At 33.9% G+C, this 19943-nt stretch carries 15 protein-coding genes; 7 read left to right on the forward strand and 8 right to left on the reverse strand.

Annotated features, from left to right (window positions below):
* The first annotated feature begins 88 nt into the window (after window positions 1–88).
* The gene (locus Q0845_RS10385; RefSeq protein WP_298512543.1) at window positions 89–1663 is read left to right on the forward strand and encodes a T9SS type A sorting domain-containing protein; all 1575 of its coding nucleotides are present in this window, start codon (window positions 89–91) and stop codon (window positions 1661–1663) included.
* A 2-nt stretch (window positions 1664–1665) separates the two neighbouring features.
* On the opposite strand, the gene Q0845_RS10390 is transcribed toward Q0845_RS10385, so the two are convergent.
* From Q0845_RS10390 to Q0845_RS10405, 4 genes are all read right to left on the reverse strand, one after another.
* Window positions 1666–4380, reverse strand: a complete 2715-nt coding sequence (locus tag Q0845_RS10390) for a CHAT domain-containing protein (RefSeq protein ID WP_298512546.1) — start codon at window positions 4378–4380, stop codon at window positions 1666–1668.
* 189 nt (window positions 4381–4569) lie between these two features.
* Window positions 4570–5157 (reverse strand): hypothetical protein, encoded by a 588-nt coding sequence (locus Q0845_RS10395; RefSeq protein ID WP_298512548.1) that lies wholly within the window; start codon window positions 5155–5157, stop codon window positions 4570–4572.
* 7 nt (window positions 5158–5164) lie between these two features.
* Window positions 5165–7057 carry a T9SS type A sorting domain-containing protein gene (locus Q0845_RS10400; protein ID WP_298512550.1) on the reverse strand — a complete coding sequence of 631 codons (1893 nt, stop codon included), beginning with the start codon at window positions 7055–7057 and terminating at the stop codon, window positions 5165–5167.
* Between the two features lie 15 nt (window positions 7058–7072).
* The gene (locus tag Q0845_RS10405) at window positions 7073–8461 is read right to left on the reverse strand and encodes a DUF4412 domain-containing protein (protein WP_298512552.1); all 1389 of its coding nucleotides are present in this window, start codon (window positions 8459–8461) and stop codon (window positions 7073–7075) included.
* 108 nt (window positions 8462–8569) lie between these two features.
* Here Q0845_RS10405 and Q0845_RS10410 point away from each other — a divergent pair, with 108 nt between their 5' ends.
* Together Q0845_RS10410 and Q0845_RS10415 are read left to right on the forward strand one after the other, a co-directional pair.
* A complete protein-coding gene (locus Q0845_RS10410) occupies window positions 8570–9115 on the forward strand; it encodes a sigma-70 family RNA polymerase sigma factor (RefSeq protein WP_298512554.1) in 546 nt (181 codons plus the stop codon).
* On the forward strand, window positions 9115–9837 hold the full coding sequence (locus Q0845_RS10415) for a hypothetical protein (protein WP_298512556.1): 723 nt from the start codon (window positions 9115–9117) through the stop codon (window positions 9835–9837). Before Q0845_RS10410 ends, Q0845_RS10415 begins: the two co-directional genes overlap by 1 nt.
* A gap of 57 nt (window positions 9838–9894) precedes the next feature.
* Here Q0845_RS10415 and Q0845_RS10420 read toward each other — a convergent pair whose 3' ends face one another.
* The 4 genes from Q0845_RS10420 to Q0845_RS10435 all read right to left on the reverse strand — a co-directional run bounded on the left by Q0845_RS10420 (window position 9895) and on the right by Q0845_RS10435 (window position 16515).
* The gene (locus Q0845_RS10420) at window positions 9895–11718 is read right to left on the reverse strand and encodes a hypothetical protein (RefSeq protein ID WP_298512558.1); all 1824 of its coding nucleotides are present in this window, start codon (window positions 11716–11718) and stop codon (window positions 9895–9897) included.
* Between the two features lie 523 nt (window positions 11719–12241).
* The gene (locus tag Q0845_RS10425) at window positions 12242–14302 is read right to left on the reverse strand and encodes a response regulator (protein ID WP_298512560.1); all 2061 of its coding nucleotides are present in this window, start codon (window positions 14300–14302) and stop codon (window positions 12242–12244) included.
* 167 nt (window positions 14303–14469) lie between these two features.
* Window positions 14470–15465, reverse strand: coding sequence for a type I glyceraldehyde-3-phosphate dehydrogenase (gene gap, locus Q0845_RS10430; RefSeq protein WP_298512621.1), 996 nt, complete (start codon window positions 15463–15465; stop codon window positions 14470–14472).
* A 150-nt stretch (window positions 15466–15615) separates the two neighbouring features.
* Window positions 15616–16515 carry a hypothetical protein gene (locus Q0845_RS10435; RefSeq protein ID WP_298512562.1) on the reverse strand — a complete coding sequence of 300 codons (900 nt, stop codon included), beginning with the start codon at window positions 16513–16515 and terminating at the stop codon, window positions 15616–15618.
* Between the two features lie 483 nt (window positions 16516–16998).
* On the opposite strand from Q0845_RS10435, the gene Q0845_RS10440 reads away from it, so the two are divergent.
* The 4 genes from Q0845_RS10440 to Q0845_RS10455 all read left to right on the forward strand — a co-directional run bounded on the left by Q0845_RS10440 (window position 16999) and on the right by Q0845_RS10455 (window position 19941).
* A complete protein-coding gene (locus Q0845_RS10440) occupies window positions 16999–17769 on the forward strand; it encodes a hypothetical protein (RefSeq protein ID WP_298512564.1) in 771 nt (256 codons plus the stop codon).
* A 125-nt stretch (window positions 17770–17894) separates the two neighbouring features.
* A complete protein-coding gene (locus Q0845_RS10445) occupies window positions 17895–18563 on the forward strand; it encodes a hypothetical protein (protein ID WP_298512566.1) in 669 nt (222 codons plus the stop codon).
* On the forward strand, window positions 18563–19219 hold the full coding sequence (locus Q0845_RS10450; RefSeq protein ID WP_298512568.1) for a hypothetical protein: 657 nt from the start codon (window positions 18563–18565) through the stop codon (window positions 19217–19219). Before Q0845_RS10445 ends, Q0845_RS10450 begins: the two co-directional genes overlap by 1 nt.
* Window positions 19189–19941: an ATP-binding protein gene (locus tag Q0845_RS10455; RefSeq protein WP_298512571.1), complete on the forward strand. Its 753-nt coding sequence runs from the start codon at window positions 19189–19191 to the stop codon at window positions 19939–19941. Before Q0845_RS10450 ends, Q0845_RS10455 begins: the two co-directional genes overlap by 31 nt.
* Window positions 19942–19943 lie beyond the last annotated feature (2 nt).

Here is a 19943-nt window from a genome sequence, read left to right on the forward strand (position 1 = left end):
CCCAATTCCTTTAGATTCAATAATACAGGACGCCCAAAATCACAGTTCAACTATGTTTGTGCAGTTGATAATCGTAAATACTACTACTATGAAAAGAATTACTTTTTTATGCATGCTTCTGTTTTTTTTAAGCTTTAAAGCACAAGCAGAAACTAGATATGTAACACCAACAGGAGCTGGAAGTTTTGATGGTACCAGTTGGGCAAATGCATTTCCCGGAACTTCATTACAAACTGCTATTGATGCTTCAAGTGTTGGAGATGAGGTTTGGGTTGCTGCAGGAACTTATTATACAACGACGACCACAAACCGAAATATTTCATTTAGCATGCGAAATGGCGTGACTGTTTACGGAAGTTTTGCAGGCACAGAAACACTACTTTCAGAAAGAGTTTTGACAAATGGTTTGACAACAATCTTAAGTGGCGAAATTGGAGCGGCAGGAATAGCCGATAATAGCTATAAAGTTGTTTACAATCAACAGTTGGATAATACTGCGGTTATTGATGGTTTTGTTATAGAAGGAGGAAATGATGATAGAAGTCCTACAAATAATGGGAATGGATTAGGTGGCGGAATGTACAATCATGGATTTAATGTTGGTGGAAATTGTCATCCAACAGTTCGAAATTGCTTATTTAGAGGGAATACAGCCTCGTGGGGCGCAGGCGCTTTTAATAATGCATACGGAGGCGGAAATACGCTACCAACGTATATTAATTGTGTGTTTACACAAAATCACGCTTTAATTGAAGCAGGAGGAATGGATACGTATGCCGTTGCAGGCGGAACGGGAAGTCCAACTGTAATTAATACTATTTTTTATGAAAATACAGCTGCGACTAATGTTGGTGCTATGTACGCTTGGGGCGGCGATGGTGGAAATTGCCATCCTGTGTTAATCAATTGTGCATTTATAAACAATATGGCGTTAAATGGTTATGGTGGTGCTTTTATAGCAGATAATTTAGATCCAGGTAATGGAGGAACTTCTTCAGGAGCATGTACAGTTACCTTACAAAATTGTATTGTTTGGAATAATTCTGCAACAGGAACTTCACCACAATTTTATGTGAGAGGAACTGGCGCACAAGTCGTTGCAACGTATTCAGATATAGATCTTACAGGACAAAGTGGACCGCATGTAATTTCTGGAGCTGGAACAGGAAATGTTGATATAAATCCAATGTTTCTAGATATGGCTTCTGGCGCTGGAGCTGATGGTATTTGGATGACAGCAGATGATGGTTTGCAATTGCAAAATGCATCTCCGTGTATTGATGTTGGAGATAATATAGGAGTCCATTCGACAGATATACTTGCGAATACTAGAATATACAACACTACGGTAGATATGGGCGCGTATGAATTTGATGGAGCGACATTGAGTGTTGAAAATAATGTTCCTGAATTGGATTTTGTTTTATATCCGAATCCGACGAACGATAAGGTTTATTTGACCTTTACAGCTTCTGGAGAAGATACTGTTAGTCTGACTTTGTATGATATTACAGGAAGATTAACACAAACGATACTTCAAGGAGAAAAAGCGAGCGGAATTGTAAACCGAGAAATTGATCTGTCTAAACAAAAATCTGGAATTTACTTTCTGGAAATTCAAACTTCCAAAGGAAAGTCTGTACAAAAGATTATTAGAAATTAAATTTAGGATATAGAATTGTATTGTAATCGCTTCCTAAAAATTACAACAGTGAAAACAATCAAAACAACGATCAATACATACCAAATTGTATGTGAAGTTGCAGGAATTGAAATGCTACTTTCATCACCGTATAAAATAAAACCTGTCCAATAATATGGTTGCTCTAATTTGGTTCCTTTGTGCTTTTTTAAATAGTTAAGTTTGGCTTTTTGAAGTGCTTTCGATTTTGTGTTTCCATCTTTTAAATAGGTGTAGAAACTTTCCATGATTTCACTGGTGGATTGATCGGGCACTTCCCATAAACTCACAACAGTAGCGGGAACACCAGAGAAGGTGAAAGCACGCTGAAAGGATTCTAAGTTTCTACCAGCACTTTCTTTTCCGAGTCCTGTGTTGCAGGCGCTCAGTACAGCCAAGTCTGCTTGTAATTGTAAAGCGTAGAATTCTTCTAGATATAAGTCGTCATCGGTTTGACTGTTTTTATTGAATAGCAATCTGCTGAGTCCAGGTTCTTCATTATTAATTTCGGCATGCATTGCCAAGTGTAAAATGCCAGCTTTTGGTGCGGTATCTAGGAAATATTTTTTTGAAATATGATCGCCAATATAGGTTTCAGAAGGAAAAAGTTTGCTAATAACTTTCGCTTCTTTTTTGGCTCCTTTTAAAAATGAAGCATTATTTCTTGTTGCAAAAGCTACTTCGGTTTCAGGATAATTGGGCGCGTAAATTGCTAAGATTCCTTTTGTATCTGCTTGTGTACTGTTTTCTAAGTGTATAAAACGTAAGTTGGACGTATACCGAATTTCGTGGTTTTTTGTAAGGAATTGATTTTGTTGTTGTAAAATCTCAAATGGAATTCGATACAATTCGCCATCTGGATTGATGATAATTTTTGTGAATTTTGAATCGATCGTAGGTAATAATTTTTTTCCTAAGAGTGCTGCTGTTTTGGCATCGTATTTTTGATTTCGAATACTATTGATCAAGGTTTCTCCTAATTGAATTTCGGAATCAGTCCAGGTTCTCAGTTCCCAAGTAATATCTACGGAAGTGATAGAAAAAATGGCAATATTTGTATCGAGAATGAAATATTTTAAAACCAATTCATCATCTTTTAGGTTTTTCTGTAACGTTTCTATTTCAAATTTTTTACTGCTTAATAATTCTAAGTTTGGAAACTTTTTATTGGAAAAAGCTACATGAGTGTCAATCAATTCTTGAAGTGAATCTTGCTTTCGAATATTGTCTTCTTTTTTGGCAGAAGTTAGCAATGTACGAAGATTGAAATGTCTGAATTTTAACGAATCTAGTTTTGGGAGTTTATTGGTGAATCGATTTTGATAGAAACGTTGCCAAGTCATTTGATTCATAATTGTTTCTACACGTCCAAGTAAGTTACTCGCTGAACTGTTTTGGGTGTCTGATACATCTTGTGAAACGAGTAACGTTCCGTGAAATATGCGGCGTAATAACTCGTTTTGATTTGGGTTGAATTTTGTTTTAGCATAACTGTTTTCAAATTGAATCAGCGCTATGCGATAGAGGTTTGAAATGGTCTTTTTTACCTCAGGATCATCGTTGTAAAATTTTTCTAATTTTTCCGTAACTCTACGAATCAATCGTGCTTCACCATAGGTTTTGCTAGGTTTAAAATTGCTGTAATCTTTGGCTAATGCAGTTGTGTCCGAGTGAATTTGTTCAATAACGCGATGAAATATATATAAAGCGCTATCTTTTTGTTTGAGTTTCGCTTTGATGAGTGCTTTTTGGGCTAGAAAGAAAGATCTTCTGTAATCATTCGTGGCCATAGAATCCAATAATTCAACAATCAAACCTTCTGCTTTTTGCAAATCGTTCGCCAAAGTCAAAGCTTTACATTTGTTGTATTTAAACGTGATTAAATCGCCTTTATATTTTTTATTTTCAACAAAATCAATGGATTTATCTAAATAATACGAACCTGCTTCCATATCTTTTGGAGTGAGTAAGGAATCGTGTTTGTGACTTATATACCAATCGCCCACATGATTCATTGCAGTTGTATAGTATACTTCTTGATGTTTGTTAAACGTTGGTAATGCTTTTAGTTTATTAAGTTTGTTGATGATCTTTACAAATTCCAAACTGTCTTTTTTCGTTTTAGCTAGTTTGTAAAATACATAGGCTTCTCTGTATGCCAATACAATTTCATAACCATCTTTTCGGGCTTTGTCTAGATATTCTTTATTGTTTTGATATGTTTTGTTTGCCAAACGAATATTACGTTTTGCTTCTGCCAAGTTTCCATGATATGCAGCTTGACTTGACAGAAATACGTACGCATCCACCAAATAATCTAAACTCAGATCATAATCTTCTGATAAATATTCAAGTGCAGTTTTCATACTCACTTGTGCTCGTTTTGCAAAGTCCATTCCCGATTCTCCATAGGCTCTTTTGTATAATAAAACGCCTTTGTTATGTTTGGCTCTTTTGCTTGTAGCGTTTCCACAATATGGAATTCCTTTGTTCGCACTTTTGATGCTTTCTAAATAGTTGCCTGTATAATAGTGTCCTTGAAATTGATTGTAATACAAGTCTGCAACATCTAAACTATCTTTTTCGTTTTTGGGTGTTATATTTTTTAAGTGTTTGTCAAGAAATATCAACAGTTCAGAATACTGTTTGGTGTTATGTAATGCATTCGATTTTCCCCATAAAAAAGCAATGCTAGGCATGCTAATAGTGTCTTGTTGTTGATTTGGCAGGAACCGAATAGTGGTTGCATTGACACTAGTGTACACGCATAGCATACTTATAATAAAGCTGATATGTTTTACGAGATTTGCAAATTGTTTTTTTAAACGCACTTTATACAATCGAATTTAGAATATCTTTAAAAATACAATATTTTCTGTTGTGTTTTTTTAGAAAAGACCTGTGCTTTTGGCAATTTCAATGGCAATGTTTTTATAATCTCTCTTTTTGGCTAATTCTTCTTTTTTGAATGGCGATCCAGGAACATTAATGGTAATAATATAACCATCCATTTTTACGGAAAGTTCTCTTTTTTTTCCAATCCAGATGGCAGTTTGACCTAAACCAGACACATACGAAGACGATTTTGACATTTTCTTTTTGAGTTCCCAAGTTTGCTTCCAATCTTCTCCTTCGGCAACAACATCTTCTGCGGCAAAAATAGTTCCGCTTAGGTAATCAAATTTTTCATCGCTTGTATAGACTAAAAAGCGGCAATTTTTAGACGCAAATGTTTTTCCATCATCAAATAGAATTTTTTTAGCGTCGGGATAAAATTCTTTTAGTGTCGATTCACTTATGTACGAACACATATTTTTGGGAAGTGCTGAAAACGCCACTTTGTTTCCTGCAAAGCTTTTGTTTATAAAATTGGTATCTCCCAATTCTTGTCCGATGATAGTGTCTTTATCTCCAAAACAAGCTATTAATAAAAATGATATAGCTGTAGTAATTGCAATACGTTGTAAGTTTTTCATTGTCGTTTTAGTTAATGATTAATTTTTTGAGAGTGGTTGTGTTGTCTGTTTTGATTTGAACCATATACATTCCGCTAGAAAGTTTTTCTAAGTTTAGCGTTTGAGAAGTATTGCGTAGATTTTCATTCTGAAGAATGAGTTTTCCAGACATGTCATAAATCGCAATATGATCTAAATTTGTTGGCGCGTTAATGTTTATTTGATTGTTTGTAGGATTTGGAAACATACGAATTTGGTTTGCCTCCGCATCAATATCATCTACGCTAAGTGTCGTTGTATCTGCTATATTTAATATGAATTCTCCGTTGGTATTTTCTAAAACTATAACATCGTCGGTTCTGTTCATCGTATTTGCTTCAAGCCAAACTTGCACATAATAAGTTGCGTTTGGAGTTAGGTTTTCGGCTAGTAATTCGCCTTCGGCACATAGTAAAGGATTTGCATCTGTACACGATTCATATAAAGCTACTTTTGAAATGCTATTTCCTGCGTTTATTGTCATGGTAACACTTCCTGATGCTGGTGCAATAAACTCATACCAAACATCAAATATTACAATGCCATTTTGTAGGCAACTCGGTGTGTTTGTGCTTGCTGTAGCTCCTTGTGTGGTACCAACAGTATCTTGTGCCAATGTGATAGAAATTGCATTGCTACAATCGTCATTTTGGGGAGAACAGTCGATACTGTATGTAGTTTGTACGTCTTTTTGAGTCCATGTAGTGTTGCTGTAATTTACATCATCAACTTCAATACAAGTTAAATTAGGGTTTGCAGTTACCGTAAAATTTAATGTGCTTATAATTGAGTTTGCACCATTTCTTATATCTAAACTTGTCAATGCATTGTTGTTTACCGTAACTGTTGTAAGTAATGGGTTTTGAGATAAATTTAATGTCGTTACCATGTTATTTGGAATCACTAATTCTTCAAGTAAGTTTAGTGCACTGACGTCAAGAGACGTAAGATCATTGTTTTCAATATATACTTGCTCTAAGTTTGTGTTTGCTGAAAGATCTATGTCTGAGATCGAATTATTATTCAAGCTTAAAGAAATTAAATTTGTATTGTTTGAAACATCAATACTTGTGAGTTGATTTATGGCGATTAACAAACCAGTCAAAGCAGTGTTTTGACTTAGATTGACTGTTGTTAAATTGTTATTGTAAACAAATAATGTTTCTAACGAAGTAAAAGCTTCTATACCTGTAAGATCAGAAATGTTACTGCTATTTACATCTAAATAGGTAATGTTTATCACATCCGACCGTAATACAAACCCATTTACAATTCCGTCAGAATCAATATTTTGATTTACTAATGCTTGTTCGAAATTCATATCAGGAACTGCTACATTAACACTTTCTACAAGTTGAATATCGTCAAAAACTCCATCATTACTGGTTCCGTTATTACGTAGAGATATTAATCTAACACGAATAGTTCGTGTTCCTATGGGAGCAACTCTTGTATCTTCAAATCGATACCATTCAGTTGTACTTGTTATAAATCCGGTATCAAATGTGGCTAAGATATTTCCATTTTCATCACGGTATTCTGCAATGGCCTTACCACTGTCTGCTGGAGTTTGAAAAAATGATTGTATGTATCCACTAAATGTGTAATAGTAAAGTCCTGTATCAATTAATACATTATTGGCAGAAACATCTATATCTTGACTCAGTTCTCCCAAAGCAGTATTTCCTGCATAAAAGAATTTAGTTCCTTCTACAGGAGTTATTTGAGAGCTAGCATTTGAAGCTAACCAGTTTCCAGAAACTTGTGTCCAACCATTACTTGTAAATGGTTCTATTTCTGCACTTCCATTCACAACTAAATTTTGCGCATTGAGTGTTAGTGAACATAAATATATGAGTGCTATTTGTAAGTTTAATTTCATTCGTATTATTTATAGTTAAAACATTTTCTTGTATTCCTTCGGGTTAATAGTTTGGTTAATATTGTCATTAATAGCAATGGTTGTACTCGTCATATTTCCTTCTTTTGATTGTAGCGAATATTCCATAATGTATCCATCTACGACACCTTTTCCTTGTTGTATAAACCAGTTTGATAGTTTGACGCTTGGCGCAACCCAAAAATTGATTTTTGCATTGCTGTCTGACATTGCGTATTCATAACATGTTGCTCCAAGAATTGTTTTAGTATTCCCAGTTTTTTGAAGTTTTGTATAATCATAATTCGCCATTTGGTCTGTTGGGTTTTCCATTTTTTGTCCCATCATTCCGTTTGACATGCGCATTTTCATACCGCCAGTTTCTACAAAAATGTGTGCATTTCCTTTATCCATTACAATGATAGATTGTCCGTCCATTTCTTCATCTGAGTATTCGCTCATGTCTACTTTCATTCCTACATACGATGCATTTGGGTTTAGGAGATAGGATATTTTGTAACTTCTACCTTGTTTTGGAACAGAAATTTCAGTGACCGCTTCAAATAAAAATTGATACGTTCCTGGCGCAGCAGTTGGCGTATTCTTTGAACTCATACCGTCCCAAGAAGTCGCTGGTTTTTTATCGTTATTATTTTGAGTTATAGTTTCTCCATTGGTGAATTTTGGTGTTTTTCCGTCAATTCCACCAATCACAGTAGCTTCATGAAATGTTTCTGAATAGTCATCGGAATTTGCTTTGCGGATGACTTCTCTTAGTGACACTTTTCCAGAAAAACTAATTTGAATGGCTTCGTCTGAAAGTACATCCACCGTAATTTCACCTTTTGAAACATCATAATTTTGATAATCGTCCGTAACCGCACGTGTAAAATTGTCTTCTGTTTTTTTATTGTAAGGTAATTGTGGGTCGTAAGCAATGGTGAATGTAGCTTCTTCAGGAATTTTAAACGTACGTTTTTGGGAATTGTCATTATTTCTTAAATCGGTATCGGTTTTAATCGTAATGGTAAATCCATCGTAAATATCAGCTTGATGCGACCACCAATTTCCATTAATGGTATATCCTGAATTGGTTTTATTTACTTTTATTTGACTAGCTTCTGTGATAGTAACATTTCCATATTTCTTAGAATGATTAATGGTCATGTCGCCAAAATCCTTATTGGTTTTTGCGGTTGGTTTTCCCTTGTTCGGATTTTCTCTTCCTTCAATAGTATCATCAATTGTTTTTTCAACCTTTCGATCAATCTTATTAATGACTTTATTTTCAATGTTTTTCGCTTTTTCTTTTGCTTTTTCTTTTAGTCTTTTAAATAATTGTGCATCAGCGCTTTGAAAAGATATCAGGCAAGCGATGAAAAAGAGTATGTGTAATTTTGATTTCATGATAAATACGTTTGTTTATCCTTTTGTATATTTAGCAAGCTTAATATTAACAGCTAACCAAATTTTTTTTTCATTTCATTGTTAATATTTTAATTTTTTAAACCACTAATGAGTAGAAATAGCACAGATGCTGAATTACAAGATTTGTTACGATCTGATGATAAAAAGGCGCTTGAGACTATTTATTTAGCATACAAGAATGAGTTCTTGAATTACGCAAAAAAGTATGGTTTGGATGCTTATAATGCTACAGACATATACCAAGATGCAATTATTGCCATGCGTCATAATTTTGTAAACTCACAATTGATGTTGACCTCAAGCTCTATAAAAACGTATCTGTTTGGTATTGGAAAATTTAAAATTTTAAAAAAATTAAAAGAAGCACAGACGCTTTTAAACGTTGAAACAAAAGAAGAAGTATATACAGAAATTACGATAGAAGAATCGACGCCATCAGAACGTTCTATTACGTTGAGTAAGTATTTAGACACGATTTCAGAGAGTTGCAGGAAAGTTTTAGAACTGTTTTATTATAGAAATTTAACGGTAGAAGAAATTGTGCAAATCACAGAGTATAAAGATGGAAATACCGTGCGAAGTCACAAGTCGAGATGTTTGAAACGTTTAAAGTCTTTGTTTAAAAAAGTATAATGAATACAGAAGAATTCATACAAGATTATATTGCCAATCGCTTGTCAGACGAAGACAAAGCACGAGCAGAAGAATTGTTGCAAACAGATACCGAATTTCGAGAATTATACGAATCGCATTTGGAGTTGACAGCTGCGTTTAAAATTTCGAATGACAAAGCTTTAAAAAAACGGTTGCAGGAATTAGATGCGAACACTACAACAGTAAGCACTAAGAAGCTTAATACAGGCATCATACGTCGTATTGCAATTGCTGCCATTTTTATAATAGGTGCATTTTTTGCGATCAATCAGTTTACGGCAGAAGGCGATGTGTTTGACACCTATTTTGAAGTCTGTCCCAATACCTATCTTCCAGTTACAAGAGGAACGGCAACGCAAGATGTTCAATCGGAAGCTTTTAAGGTTTATGAAAGTGGCGATTATCAAAAAGCAGCAAAAGCATTCAAAGACTTGTTAGCGACTAAAAACAATTTGAATATTCGATTTTATTATGCGATGTCTTTGTTGAATCAAGAGAAATATGATTTGGCTTTGAATGAATTAAATTCATTAGCTCAACATAATTTTGATTATCAAGTAGAAACGTTCTGGTATGCAGCGTTGATTCATATCAAAAAAGAAGATAATGAAGCAGCAAGAGGTCAATTGGAAAAACTTCAACAATTAAACCCGAATTATAAATCTGACGAGATAAAAGTTATTTTAGAAAAACTTAAGTAATAAAAAAACGGGATCTCTTTCACAGAAACCCCGTATGTATTATTCTTTATAATTAAATTAATAATCTCTAATAATGTGAGCAGATCCATTCACATTTCGCACAGTTCCAAATCGATCTACATAATCTCCCACAAAGTTAATATCAATATAGCTTCCTACTGGACCCACATTAACAACTGTAAATTGGATATTATTAGTTAAGCCAGTAGTTGCTGCTGGATTAATACCATTAATATCTCCAAACACTTCCATAGCTAATGCTGTAGTAGATAAAGAATGGTCGAAAGGATATATACCAGGCGTTATGGTGTTTCCATAAATATACGTTTGCCCAGTAGGTGACGATGCTTGCACATTAATAAAGCTAGGAGGTTGTACGCCGCCGCCAGGATTTATAATTTCATATTGTATAGGTCCAGCATTTACACTATATCGTATGTATTCTGTAGGCGATCCTCCACAGGCAACTAGGTTTGCGACTGCTGTTGGATTTGCTACGACCGTTACTGTAGTTGCAGCTTGTCCATTAGTATTATCAACACCATCTACATCAATAGTGATAGGAATAGAACATGCGACTCCAGTATAATTATGTATTCCTGCTGTCACGATAAAAGTTCCTAATACTTGCCCTGAGGTGTTTTTATAAACCACATAACCATTGGTAACAGGAGATGAGCTACAGTCTAATAAAGAACCCACAACGTTGATAGGCGCAGTTGCTAGAGTTACTGGAAGCGTCAGTGAAGTTGTTGCGCTGTATGGACCATAAGTTCCCGTGCTTAATACAGTTCCACACTGATCAGTAATTGTGATCGTTAATGTTTGACCGCTCGGAATTTTTCCACTTACCATACCGCTACTATTAGTGATAGCAAAGCGTGAAAAAGATCCATAGGTAATTGTTACTTTCATACCTGATAATGGATTGCTTGTACCAGAATCTATTACGGTAGCATCAAAGTTTACTACAGGGAAAGGCGCATCACAATTCCAAAAAGAGAAGTGATCTACTTCTGCTATATAATAATCACCTGCTCTTTGAGCAATAGTTTCTTCTAACCAAACTCCATACTGGTTGTCATAAGACCACATATTCATTTCATTTGGCGCTGTTGCTACTTGACTAGGATGAATTGGCATTTCAATTCGTGCAGGGTTTGTAATTTGTAACTTTTCACCAGCGCTACCTCTTAGCTCTACACTTACCATTCCGTAAGAACCTAAGGCTACTTCTTGATAGTCGGCATCAATTCCGTACAATTCTCCAGGCATAGTGTTCGCAGTATCTTCTGATAAAGGGTCTAAATAATTTGCTGTTACATATACATCTCCTGAATATGGACTTCCGTTTTCATCAACGAAACCATCATTAAAATAAATCATTAATTCTCTGTCAGAATCGGTTGGAATAGCAATTTCTCCACCAGAAGAATCAATTCTTTGCGAATTATTTATCCTGAAAAGCTTAATTGTAAATGAATTTTCACCTGTAGGAACCATTACCCTAGATCCGTCAGTGTATCCATTAGCAGATGCTTGTGCATAGGCAAAATTTTGATGAACAGCTGCACCAAGGAAAACTACGATTCCGTTTTCATCGGTTGTTTGTTGTTGTCCTCCTAAACTCACGGTAGCGCCCATGATTGGTGCATCGTTTTCGTTTATAATTCGGCCGATAAAATTCCCTTCGGTTCTTCGTCCTTTATATTCATTAAGGACTGCAGCTATGCGTTCTGAATCTAATCTTTCGGCTTTTTGAATAATTTCTGTGGCAGTGGCGGTTGTGTCTTGTGGTGCCTGATCTTCTTTTTGGCAGGCTAGCACAGTTACTAGCATAATAGTAAATAATGCCAAATACTTTTTTAAACTTTTTTTCATGATAGGTAAATAAAATTGTTCCTACTCTTTTTAAGCTTTTCGGAATACGCTTACGCGCTACAATCGTAAGAAAAAAAGGGAATTATACACTTTTGTAATAAAAGTTATATACAAAACAATTTATGATATGAAAATATCTTGCTAGTAAATAAGTAATCTAAAACTTACTTTAAAAGTACATGATTCTATAAGAAAAAGAATAAGTAAACCACTTACAATGTTTATTGTTTAAACCGATTTGTGAAGATAAATATGTATGAAAGAAAACTCTTGGTTACTAAATTGGAAACTTTATGTAAATAGTTTATTCATAGAAAAATGTATAAAAAAAAGGCGAGTCACTAACTCGCCTTGTTCTTTAACTAACCAATCCAAAATTTATGTGAAATGAAAACAAAGCGTGATTGCTTTTTTTGATTTCAATTAATTAATAACAAACCGTGTGCCAAAAAATAAATTCTGAAACTTTTTAAATGCTAAATATTTGTTAATGAGTTGTTTTTGAACGCTATAAGAATGCTTCTTAGGTAAGGATATTAGAAATTTTCTGGTAAAATACTTCCGGATCAAATGGTTTTGAAATTACTTCGTTAAAGCCATCTTTTAAGAAATCACCTTTGTTATCATCTAATGAAATCGCCGTTAAAGCTATAATTGGTGTAGAAACATCAAACTTTCTAATTTCTTTTGTGGCTTCAATACCACTAATACCTGGCATGTGAATATCCATCAAAATAAAGTCATAACGATTGCTACGCGCATAATCAATAGCTTGATATCCATCGTCAGCAATATCACAAGTCATGTTCTGCTTCGCAATAATTTTCTTCGTAATAACTTGGTTGATTTTGTTATCTTCTACCAATAATACTTTGAATTTTTTACTCTTCAAATCGGTCTTTTCTTGAGTAGCAACATCAATGTTGGTAGCTTCTGGAGCAAGTTTATCTAACACAAGTGCAAAGCGAAATGTAGAGCCTTCTCCTAATTTACTTTGGAGTTGAATATCACTTTCCAATAATTCTAACAGACTTTTTACAATGGTCAATCCTAATCCTGTACCACCATATTTACGGTTAATTTGTACGGAACCTTGCGAGAAGCTATCAAAAATATTTTCCTGCATCTCTCTTGAAATCCCAATTCCATTATCTTTTATCTCAAATTGAATGTTTTGTTGCGAGTCATCTTCTTCTAAGATTCTAGCAGAGATTTCCACAATACCATCTTTTGTAAACTTTAGCGCGTTACTAATAAGGTTGATAAATACCTGCGACATTTTTAAATAATCACCTACTAGTTTTTCTGGAATCCCTTTGTCAATGTTTAAGACGATTTTATTATTATTCTCTTTAGAAGTTTGCGTGAGTGAATTCACAACATCATTCAATACCTTCTTAAGATTCAATGGTGCTTTTTCAACAGCTAGTTTTTTGGCTTCAATTTTATTTACTTGAAGAATATCATTGATGAATGTCAATAAATAATCTCCCGAAAACTTCAACGATTTTAAATGTTCTTTCTGGCTATCGCTTGGGTTTTCTTCCATCAACAAGTGTGTCAAACCTGTTACGGCGTATAAAGGTGTTCGCAGTTCGTGTGTTACTGTAGATAAAAATTGCGCTTTGGCTTTCATTGCTTTTTCAGCGTTGTCTTTAGCCAATTGCAATTCAGAATTTTTCTTTAATAATAAGTTGTTGGTTTTTACCTTAATTTGATTGTTTCGATACAGCGAAATCGTCAGTAATGAAATAATAATTAGCAATGCAGAACTTAAAATAGAAGTAAGCTTGTTACGTTTTCCTTTTTGAATAGAAACATCTTTTTCACGTTCTAATTCTACAATATGCCGTTGCTTAAATTCATTATCAAAAGAAGCATCAGCTTCGGCAGCACTTTGCAAACTTGCTTGATCAAAAATTGAATCTTTAATCTTAAGATATACGCTTTGATATTTATAAGCATTCTCTATATCATCCAAACCTGCATATGTATCACTAATAATTTTTGAACTTTGGAGTTTAATCAGCGGAAAATTATACGAATTTGCAATTTTAAAAGCAGTTTCCGCATTCAACTTCGCATCTTGATACTGTTTGATGTTTTTATATGCTTTCGCTAAATTCAAGTGTACTTTGGCGCGTAAATAATTAGGTTGGTACGGATCATTGATTGGTAATGAATTTTCAAAACGTTCAATAGCACGTCCATTAATTCCTTGACTTAAATAAAATAAACCTCTGTAATATTTTAACTTATTAATATCATCTGTCGATTGATATTTATCAAAGATCGCTTCTGCTTTTGCAAAATAATTATCGGCATTGCTATAGGAAGTACTGCGCGTAGCGGTAAGTGCTTGTAAAACATAATTATATCCGAGTCCGAGTGAGTCGTTGACTTCTTCTTGAATTTGTTTGGCTCTATTTAAATAGCTTTCTATTTCGGAAGGTTCAAAATTGTTATAGTTTTCTTCTACACCAATTTCTGCACGTAACATATAAGCGCGTGCTTTACTACTTTTGTCATTAATACTATCAGATAAATCTAAAATATTAGTCAGCCTTTCATAGGCACTGTTCATTTTAGCTTTCTTCTTGTATTCATATACATCAATAAAAGCGCGCTCTATACTGTCCTTAATTTTTTCTTTAGATTGGGCTTGGGACGATACAGAGAATAAAGCAAACAATAAATAAAAAATGTGTCTTACTTTACACACCATGAAGTGATGAATTTATTCAAAAATACTTATTTATTTGAAATATATAGCATTAAATCAATTAATCTGTGCGAATAACCGATTTCATTATCGTACCATCCGACAACTTTAACCATTTTTCCAATCACCGAAGTCATCAAAGAATCAAAGGTGCAAGAATATGGGTTATCTATGACGTCTACTGAGACGATAGGATCTTCTGTATAGGATAAAATGCCTTTTAAATTGGTTTCTGAAGCTTTTTTAAATGCGGCATTTATCTCACGTATGGAAGTTTCTTTTTTTACATTAAATGTAATATCTGTTAAAGAACCATCTGGTACCGGAACACGAATTCCACAACCACCAATTACATCTGAGAGTTCAGAAAATATTTTGGTCAATGCTTTAGCAGCTCCTGTGGTAGTAGGAACAATACTTTGACTGGCACCACGAGCACGACGTAAATCGCGATGTGGTTGGTCGTGTAAGCTTTGATCGGTTGTGTAAGAATGAATGGTGGTAATGTAGGCTTGTTCAATTCCGCACAACTCATTGATAACTTTCATCATAGGCGCAGCATTGTTTGTAGTACACGAAGCATTTGAAACAATGGTTTCCGAACCATCTAATATGTCTTCATTAACACCTAATACAACCATTTTAATGGCGTCATCTTGTGGAGGAACTGACAGTATCACTTTTTTTGCTCCATTTGTGATATGGTGTTTTAAAAGTGTTTCTGTTTTAAATTTTCCAGTCGCTTCTATCACGAAATCAATACTATATGGTTTCCAATTGAGCGCTTCAATATTTGAAATATTTGTGACAGGAAAAACGTTTCCATCCACTAAAATTTCAGTATCAGTATGACTGACTTCGTTTGGTAACACACCATGAATACTATCATATTTTAATAAATGACTCAAGGTACGTGTATCTGCTAAATCGTTGATGACAACAACTTCGATACTTGGATGATTCATGAGTAAGCGAAACAAATTTCGACCAATTCTTCCAAAACCATTAATGGCAATTCTTATCATGCGGATGCTTTCTTTTAAGAATCTCAAAATTACGGTTTTTTGTTTGGATTTAAGCGGGATCAAAATAGTTTTTCCCTTTACCACTATAAGCAAAAACGCAATCCTTATCAAGATAAAGATTGCGCTTGCGTGGCTATGCTAAAAGTAGGTTTACGATTTGTATTCAAACGTATACGAGCCTACGTGCATACGTTCTTGATTTTGAATTAAATACTGTTTTACGACAATGGAATAATCGCCAGGTTCGGCTGCTAAATTCGGAACATATGTTAGTTGTAATGAGCCTTCAAAATTAGCAGGTAATAAACACTGATGCGGATATAAAGTTTGTTCATTGTTAGTTCCAGTAATCTCTCTGTTTTTTACTTCTATGGTTGGAGAGATACCAATACTATTAGAAAAAAGAGACACTACAGATCCTTTAGGAACATTACAAATAGCTTCAAATTGATACAATTGTCTCTGATTGTCTGGGTTTACAATATCTAATAATTTTTCAATAGGATCTTCTTTTACATCTACAATATCAATATTACGCTGCGCTACGGTATTATGATCTCTACAAAATTGCCACCAATCTCCAATGGTAGGAAACGATTCTGGTAAACTTGGCAATCCTTCTCCAGAAAGTACCACAATTAAGCAATAATGTCCCACGTCAGGTAATTGCTCAGGCATCCAATTATAAGGTTCAGCCGCAGCTAAGATGTTTTTTTCTATAAAATTTATTTTTTGAGTTCCAATTTCATTCCATCTCGTCGGAAACTGTAAACAACTTGGACGTGCCCAATATAAAGTGGCGTCAACTGCAAAAGGTTTTTCCGCAGGATTCTTAACACGTACATATACATAATTGATTTCTCCAGCTTCTATTTGTTGTCCTCGGTCTTCGTCATAGGTAGCTGCACCAAAGTTTTGTTGTACAAAAACGGGACTTACGGATTCTTGTCTTGGAATAATATCTGGACTTACATTTAAAGCGCCATTATTTGGCTCTTGTCCTTGATCATTTAATGAATCTCTTACGAAAGGGTTTGTTGAATTTTGCATGATAGTTATGTTTTTATAATTCCTACTCTGTTTAGTATTAGGTTTTTCGGATCACACCATTTTTGAATGATAAATAGTAGCTACGTTGTAATCGTATTGTTTTTTATTGTTGATTACGATGTAAAATTCTGAAAATACTGTAAGGATTTTACCTGTAAATTTTACGGTATTCATCAAACAGGTAAAATCATTCAAGGGTATTTTGGGGAACTATGTAATTTTTACCATTTCTAGAAGTTGCGTAAAATTACGCATGGCATACAGTAGTGTATTTTAGATATTTACAATGTTATAAAAAGGGAATGATTGCAGTGGCTCTCTTTATTGAATCAAAAACCTAGTTAGTTAGAGAAACATTATTATTTACGAAGCAATATCAATCAAATACTGTATTATTATTTCCCTTTTTTTGACATATTTTGAACAATAGTATTAACCACTATAATTGCTCTAAATTGGAACAATTATTAAATCTTAACTATTATGAAAACACCACAAGAATTAACTATTGGAATTCCTCTTGACGAAATTCTATTATGGCAATATCAATTAGGAGATCAAAAAGATGCAAAAAAATCATTTGATTCCTCTGGGAATAGTTTTATACTAAACAGTATTGGAACTATCAGTCAATTTTACAATACGATACATGTTTATATCGCTGTAGATACGTATGGTGGAGCAATACAGATGTACGCTGTACCGGGAATGTGTGATTATGAGGATTACATTATAAAAGGTTATGATCGTTATAAAATTTCTCGTAGTTCAAGAAAACTGCCTTTGGAAGGATTTGCAGAGTATGTAAATACAAAACTAGTACCTATGAAATTAAGTACAGTCAATGTGAAAGAAGTATTTAACGGAACGTATACAGGAGATAAAAAAATACTTGTAGAGAGTATTAAAGATTGGAACGATACAACAAAGAGAGATACATGGCTTAGTCAGCTTTATACCAATAAAAAAAAGGTAGTACAAGCATTCGACATAGATGCTAGTGATTTTGAAAATGGATGTAGTCATACATGCTACTTAGCATTAAAGACAAATCCAGCAGGTTCCAAAGAAACATACTCAATAGATTTGGTTGTCGAAAATACTAAAACAGGTGCCTTGTTAAACCTGGTAAGCACTGACGATGGAACAATGTTACTGAGAGATATGGCACGACCAGTTCCTCCTTTTGGACAAAGTATTTATACTTATTACGAAGGACAGTTTGGAATATATGAGATCATTAATGCACATTAAGATAGTTTCAAATTACATCAAAATAATATCAGAGTTCATTTTATTTTAATATATTTTGAGAGATATTAGTAATCCCTAAAATTATTTAGAAATAAAAATTAACATATTTAAATCCCTTAAACATTATGACTCAATTTGTAGACCCAGAATTAAGTATTGAAAGTTGGAGTGCACTTGCCCAACAAGCACCAGTTGATGGTATTATTTCATTATTTGAGAAATCAGGAAATAGTTTTCCATTAACATTAAACGCAAAAATGAAAGCTGCGGAACGATTGCATATTTATTTTGGATTAGATGGTTCAGGAAACATTCAATTTTATGCAATACCAGCAGATTTAGATCAAGAATCAAATAAAACTATTTATTCTTGTGGAGCTTCAGTTGCGCTAGATGCAACACAACAAACCGTTACAAGCAATTCAAATTCTCCATTAGTAGGTTGGGTAAATAATTGGTGTAATGAAACATTACGAAATAATTGGTTAACAGGACTTGATCAAGCAGTCCAAGTTTTTGTAATTCACACAACCGATTTTGTAGTGAACGATTTACATAAATGCTATTTATCTTTAAAACCTGGTGCAGCAAAAGGTCAATATACAGTTGATTTAGTAATACAAAATACGGTTACAGGGATGTTTTTAAATGTTGAAGAACCATCAGCAGATGATGATGCTTTAGGAGCTCAATTTGCTGATATGGCACGACCAGTTCCTCCATTTGGACAAGAAGGTCATACCTCAACCGATGCATCTAATTTTGGTGTTTTTCAAGCATTAGGAATTCAATAATGGATTTTAAAACATTTTCAGAAATAATAACAAAAGCTTCACCACTCGTACTTTTTTTAGGTACGGGTGTTGGAGTCTATTTTTATAAACGTTTGGATGTAATAGGTAAGCTGTTGTTTTTTTATCTAGCAGGAAGTTTGTTGATTGATTTATCTTCAAGGTTATTAGCTGAAATTATAGGAAACAATTTAGTCCTATTCTTTGTACTAACAGCATTAGAACTTTTTATTTTTCTGAAATTGTATTATGACCTTACAAAAAAGAAAAAATTAGTAATAGGTTTGGCTGCTTTTGGTACTATATATACTATAATAGAATCTATTTATGTAAATACAACTAATGTGAAATTATTTCAACCGTATGCAAAAGCATTAGGTCCTTTACTTATTGTATCAATGGCGTTGATTTTTTTCTTTGAATTGATTCGAGATGAAGAGAATTTATATAAAAACGAGGGCGATTATTTTCTATTAAATAGCATGATTTTATGCTTTTTTGCATTGGAGTTTTTAATATTTCTCCCGATGAATTTTTTAATTAATATGGACATACAATTGGCAGGATATGTTTGGGTAAGCAATGTGTTTTTCCTGATCTTATTCTATCTATACTTAACTTACTTTATATGGAAACGTGGCAGAAACCTGAAACAATAATTCTTTGGATTATTATCGTAGCATTGTTTGTTATTGTCTTACTGACCGTGATTATTTTCTTGATACGTGCTATTTTCAAGAAAATATTAAAGGCACAGGAAAAAGAGGCAGCGATTCAATTAGACTATCAAAAGAACTTGCTTGAAACCACTATAAAAACACAAGAAATAGAACGTCATCGTATTGCGGCAGATATTCATGATGGATTGATTGGAAGATTGACGGCGTTGAAAATGCAACAAGAAATCACTAGTAAAGACCAAAAAACGATTGAAGCTTTGCATGAAAGTATCACCATTGCGCGTAGAATCTCGCATGATTTAAGTCCGCCGTTAGTAGAGTTTACAAAACTTCCGGAGTTGATCAAAGAATTGCTAGATCCTTGGGAACAGCATTTGTTGATAACACCTATATTTGATATCAGAGCAGAAATAAATGATACGGAAGAATTTAAAGTGCAAATCACACGACTCATTCAGGAAATCATTACCAATACCATCAAACATGCGGATGCTACACAATTGCAATTGAGCTTAAAACAGACAAAAAATTATATGGCTTTGTATATTAGCGATAATGGAAAAGGATATGATGTAGCCAAAAATAGCAAAGGCTTAGGAACTAAAAATATAGAAACCAGAGTGCAATTCTTAAAAGGAAAGCACAAAGTAAAATCGAAAATTGGCAAAGGAACTTCGAACTTGTTTCTCTTTAAAAACTAAAA

The organism is uncultured Kordia sp. (assembly GCF_947489565.1).
In the GTDB taxonomy this organism is placed as follows: domain Bacteria; phylum Bacteroidota; class Bacteroidia; order Flavobacteriales; family Flavobacteriaceae; genus Kordia.

What these genes read in the sequence shown, in the direction of transcription:
- Q0845_RS10435 (WP_298512562.1), bottom strand. Translation starts at nt 16,515, where the DNA reads ATGCAAAATTCAACAAACCCTTTCGTAAGAGATTCATTAAATGATCAA.
- Q0845_RS10420 (WP_298512558.1), bottom strand. Translation starts at nt 11,718, where the DNA reads ATGAAAAAAAGTTTAAAAAAGTATTTGGCATTATTTACTATTATGCTA.
- Q0845_RS10425 (WP_298512560.1), bottom strand. Translation starts at nt 14,302, where the DNA reads ATGAACAGTGCCTATGAAAGGCTGACTAATATTTTAGATTTATCTGAT.
- Q0845_RS10390 (WP_298512546.1), bottom strand. Translation starts at nt 4,380, where the DNA reads ATGCCTAGCATTGCTTTTTTATGGGGAAAATCGAATGCATTACATAAC.
- Q0845_RS10455 (WP_298512571.1), top strand. Translation starts at nt 19,189, where the DNA reads ATGGAAACGTGGCAGAAACCTGAAACAATAATTCTTTGGATTATTATC.
- Q0845_RS10405 (WP_298512552.1), bottom strand. Translation starts at nt 8,461, where the DNA reads ATGAAATCAAAATTACACATACTCTTTTTCATCGCTTGCCTGATATCT.
- gap (WP_298512621.1), bottom strand. Translation starts at nt 15,465, where the DNA reads ATGATAAGAATTGCCATTAATGGTTTTGGAAGAATTGGTCGAAATTTG.
- Q0845_RS10410 (WP_298512554.1), top strand. Translation starts at nt 8,570, where the DNA reads ATGAGTAGAAATAGCACAGATGCTGAATTACAAGATTTGTTACGATCT.
- Q0845_RS10415 (WP_298512556.1), top strand. Translation starts at nt 9,115, where the DNA reads ATGAATACAGAAGAATTCATACAAGATTATATTGCCAATCGCTTGTCA.
- Q0845_RS10395 (WP_298512548.1), bottom strand. Translation starts at nt 5,157, where the DNA reads ATGAAAAACTTACAACGTATTGCAATTACTACAGCTATATCATTTTTA.
- Q0845_RS10445 (WP_298512566.1), top strand. Translation starts at nt 17,895, where the DNA reads ATGACTCAATTTGTAGACCCAGAATTAAGTATTGAAAGTTGGAGTGCA.
- Q0845_RS10400 (WP_298512550.1), bottom strand. Translation starts at nt 7,057, where the DNA reads ATGAAATTAAACTTACAAATAGCACTCATATATTTATGTTCACTAACA.
- Q0845_RS10450 (WP_298512568.1), top strand. Translation starts at nt 18,563, where the DNA reads ATGGATTTTAAAACATTTTCAGAAATAATAACAAAAGCTTCACCACTC.
- Q0845_RS10440 (WP_298512564.1), top strand. Translation starts at nt 16,999, where the DNA reads ATGAAAACACCACAAGAATTAACTATTGGAATTCCTCTTGACGAAATT.
- Q0845_RS10385 (WP_298512543.1), top strand. Translation starts at nt 89, where the DNA reads ATGAAAAGAATTACTTTTTTATGCATGCTTCTGTTTTTTTTAAGCTTT.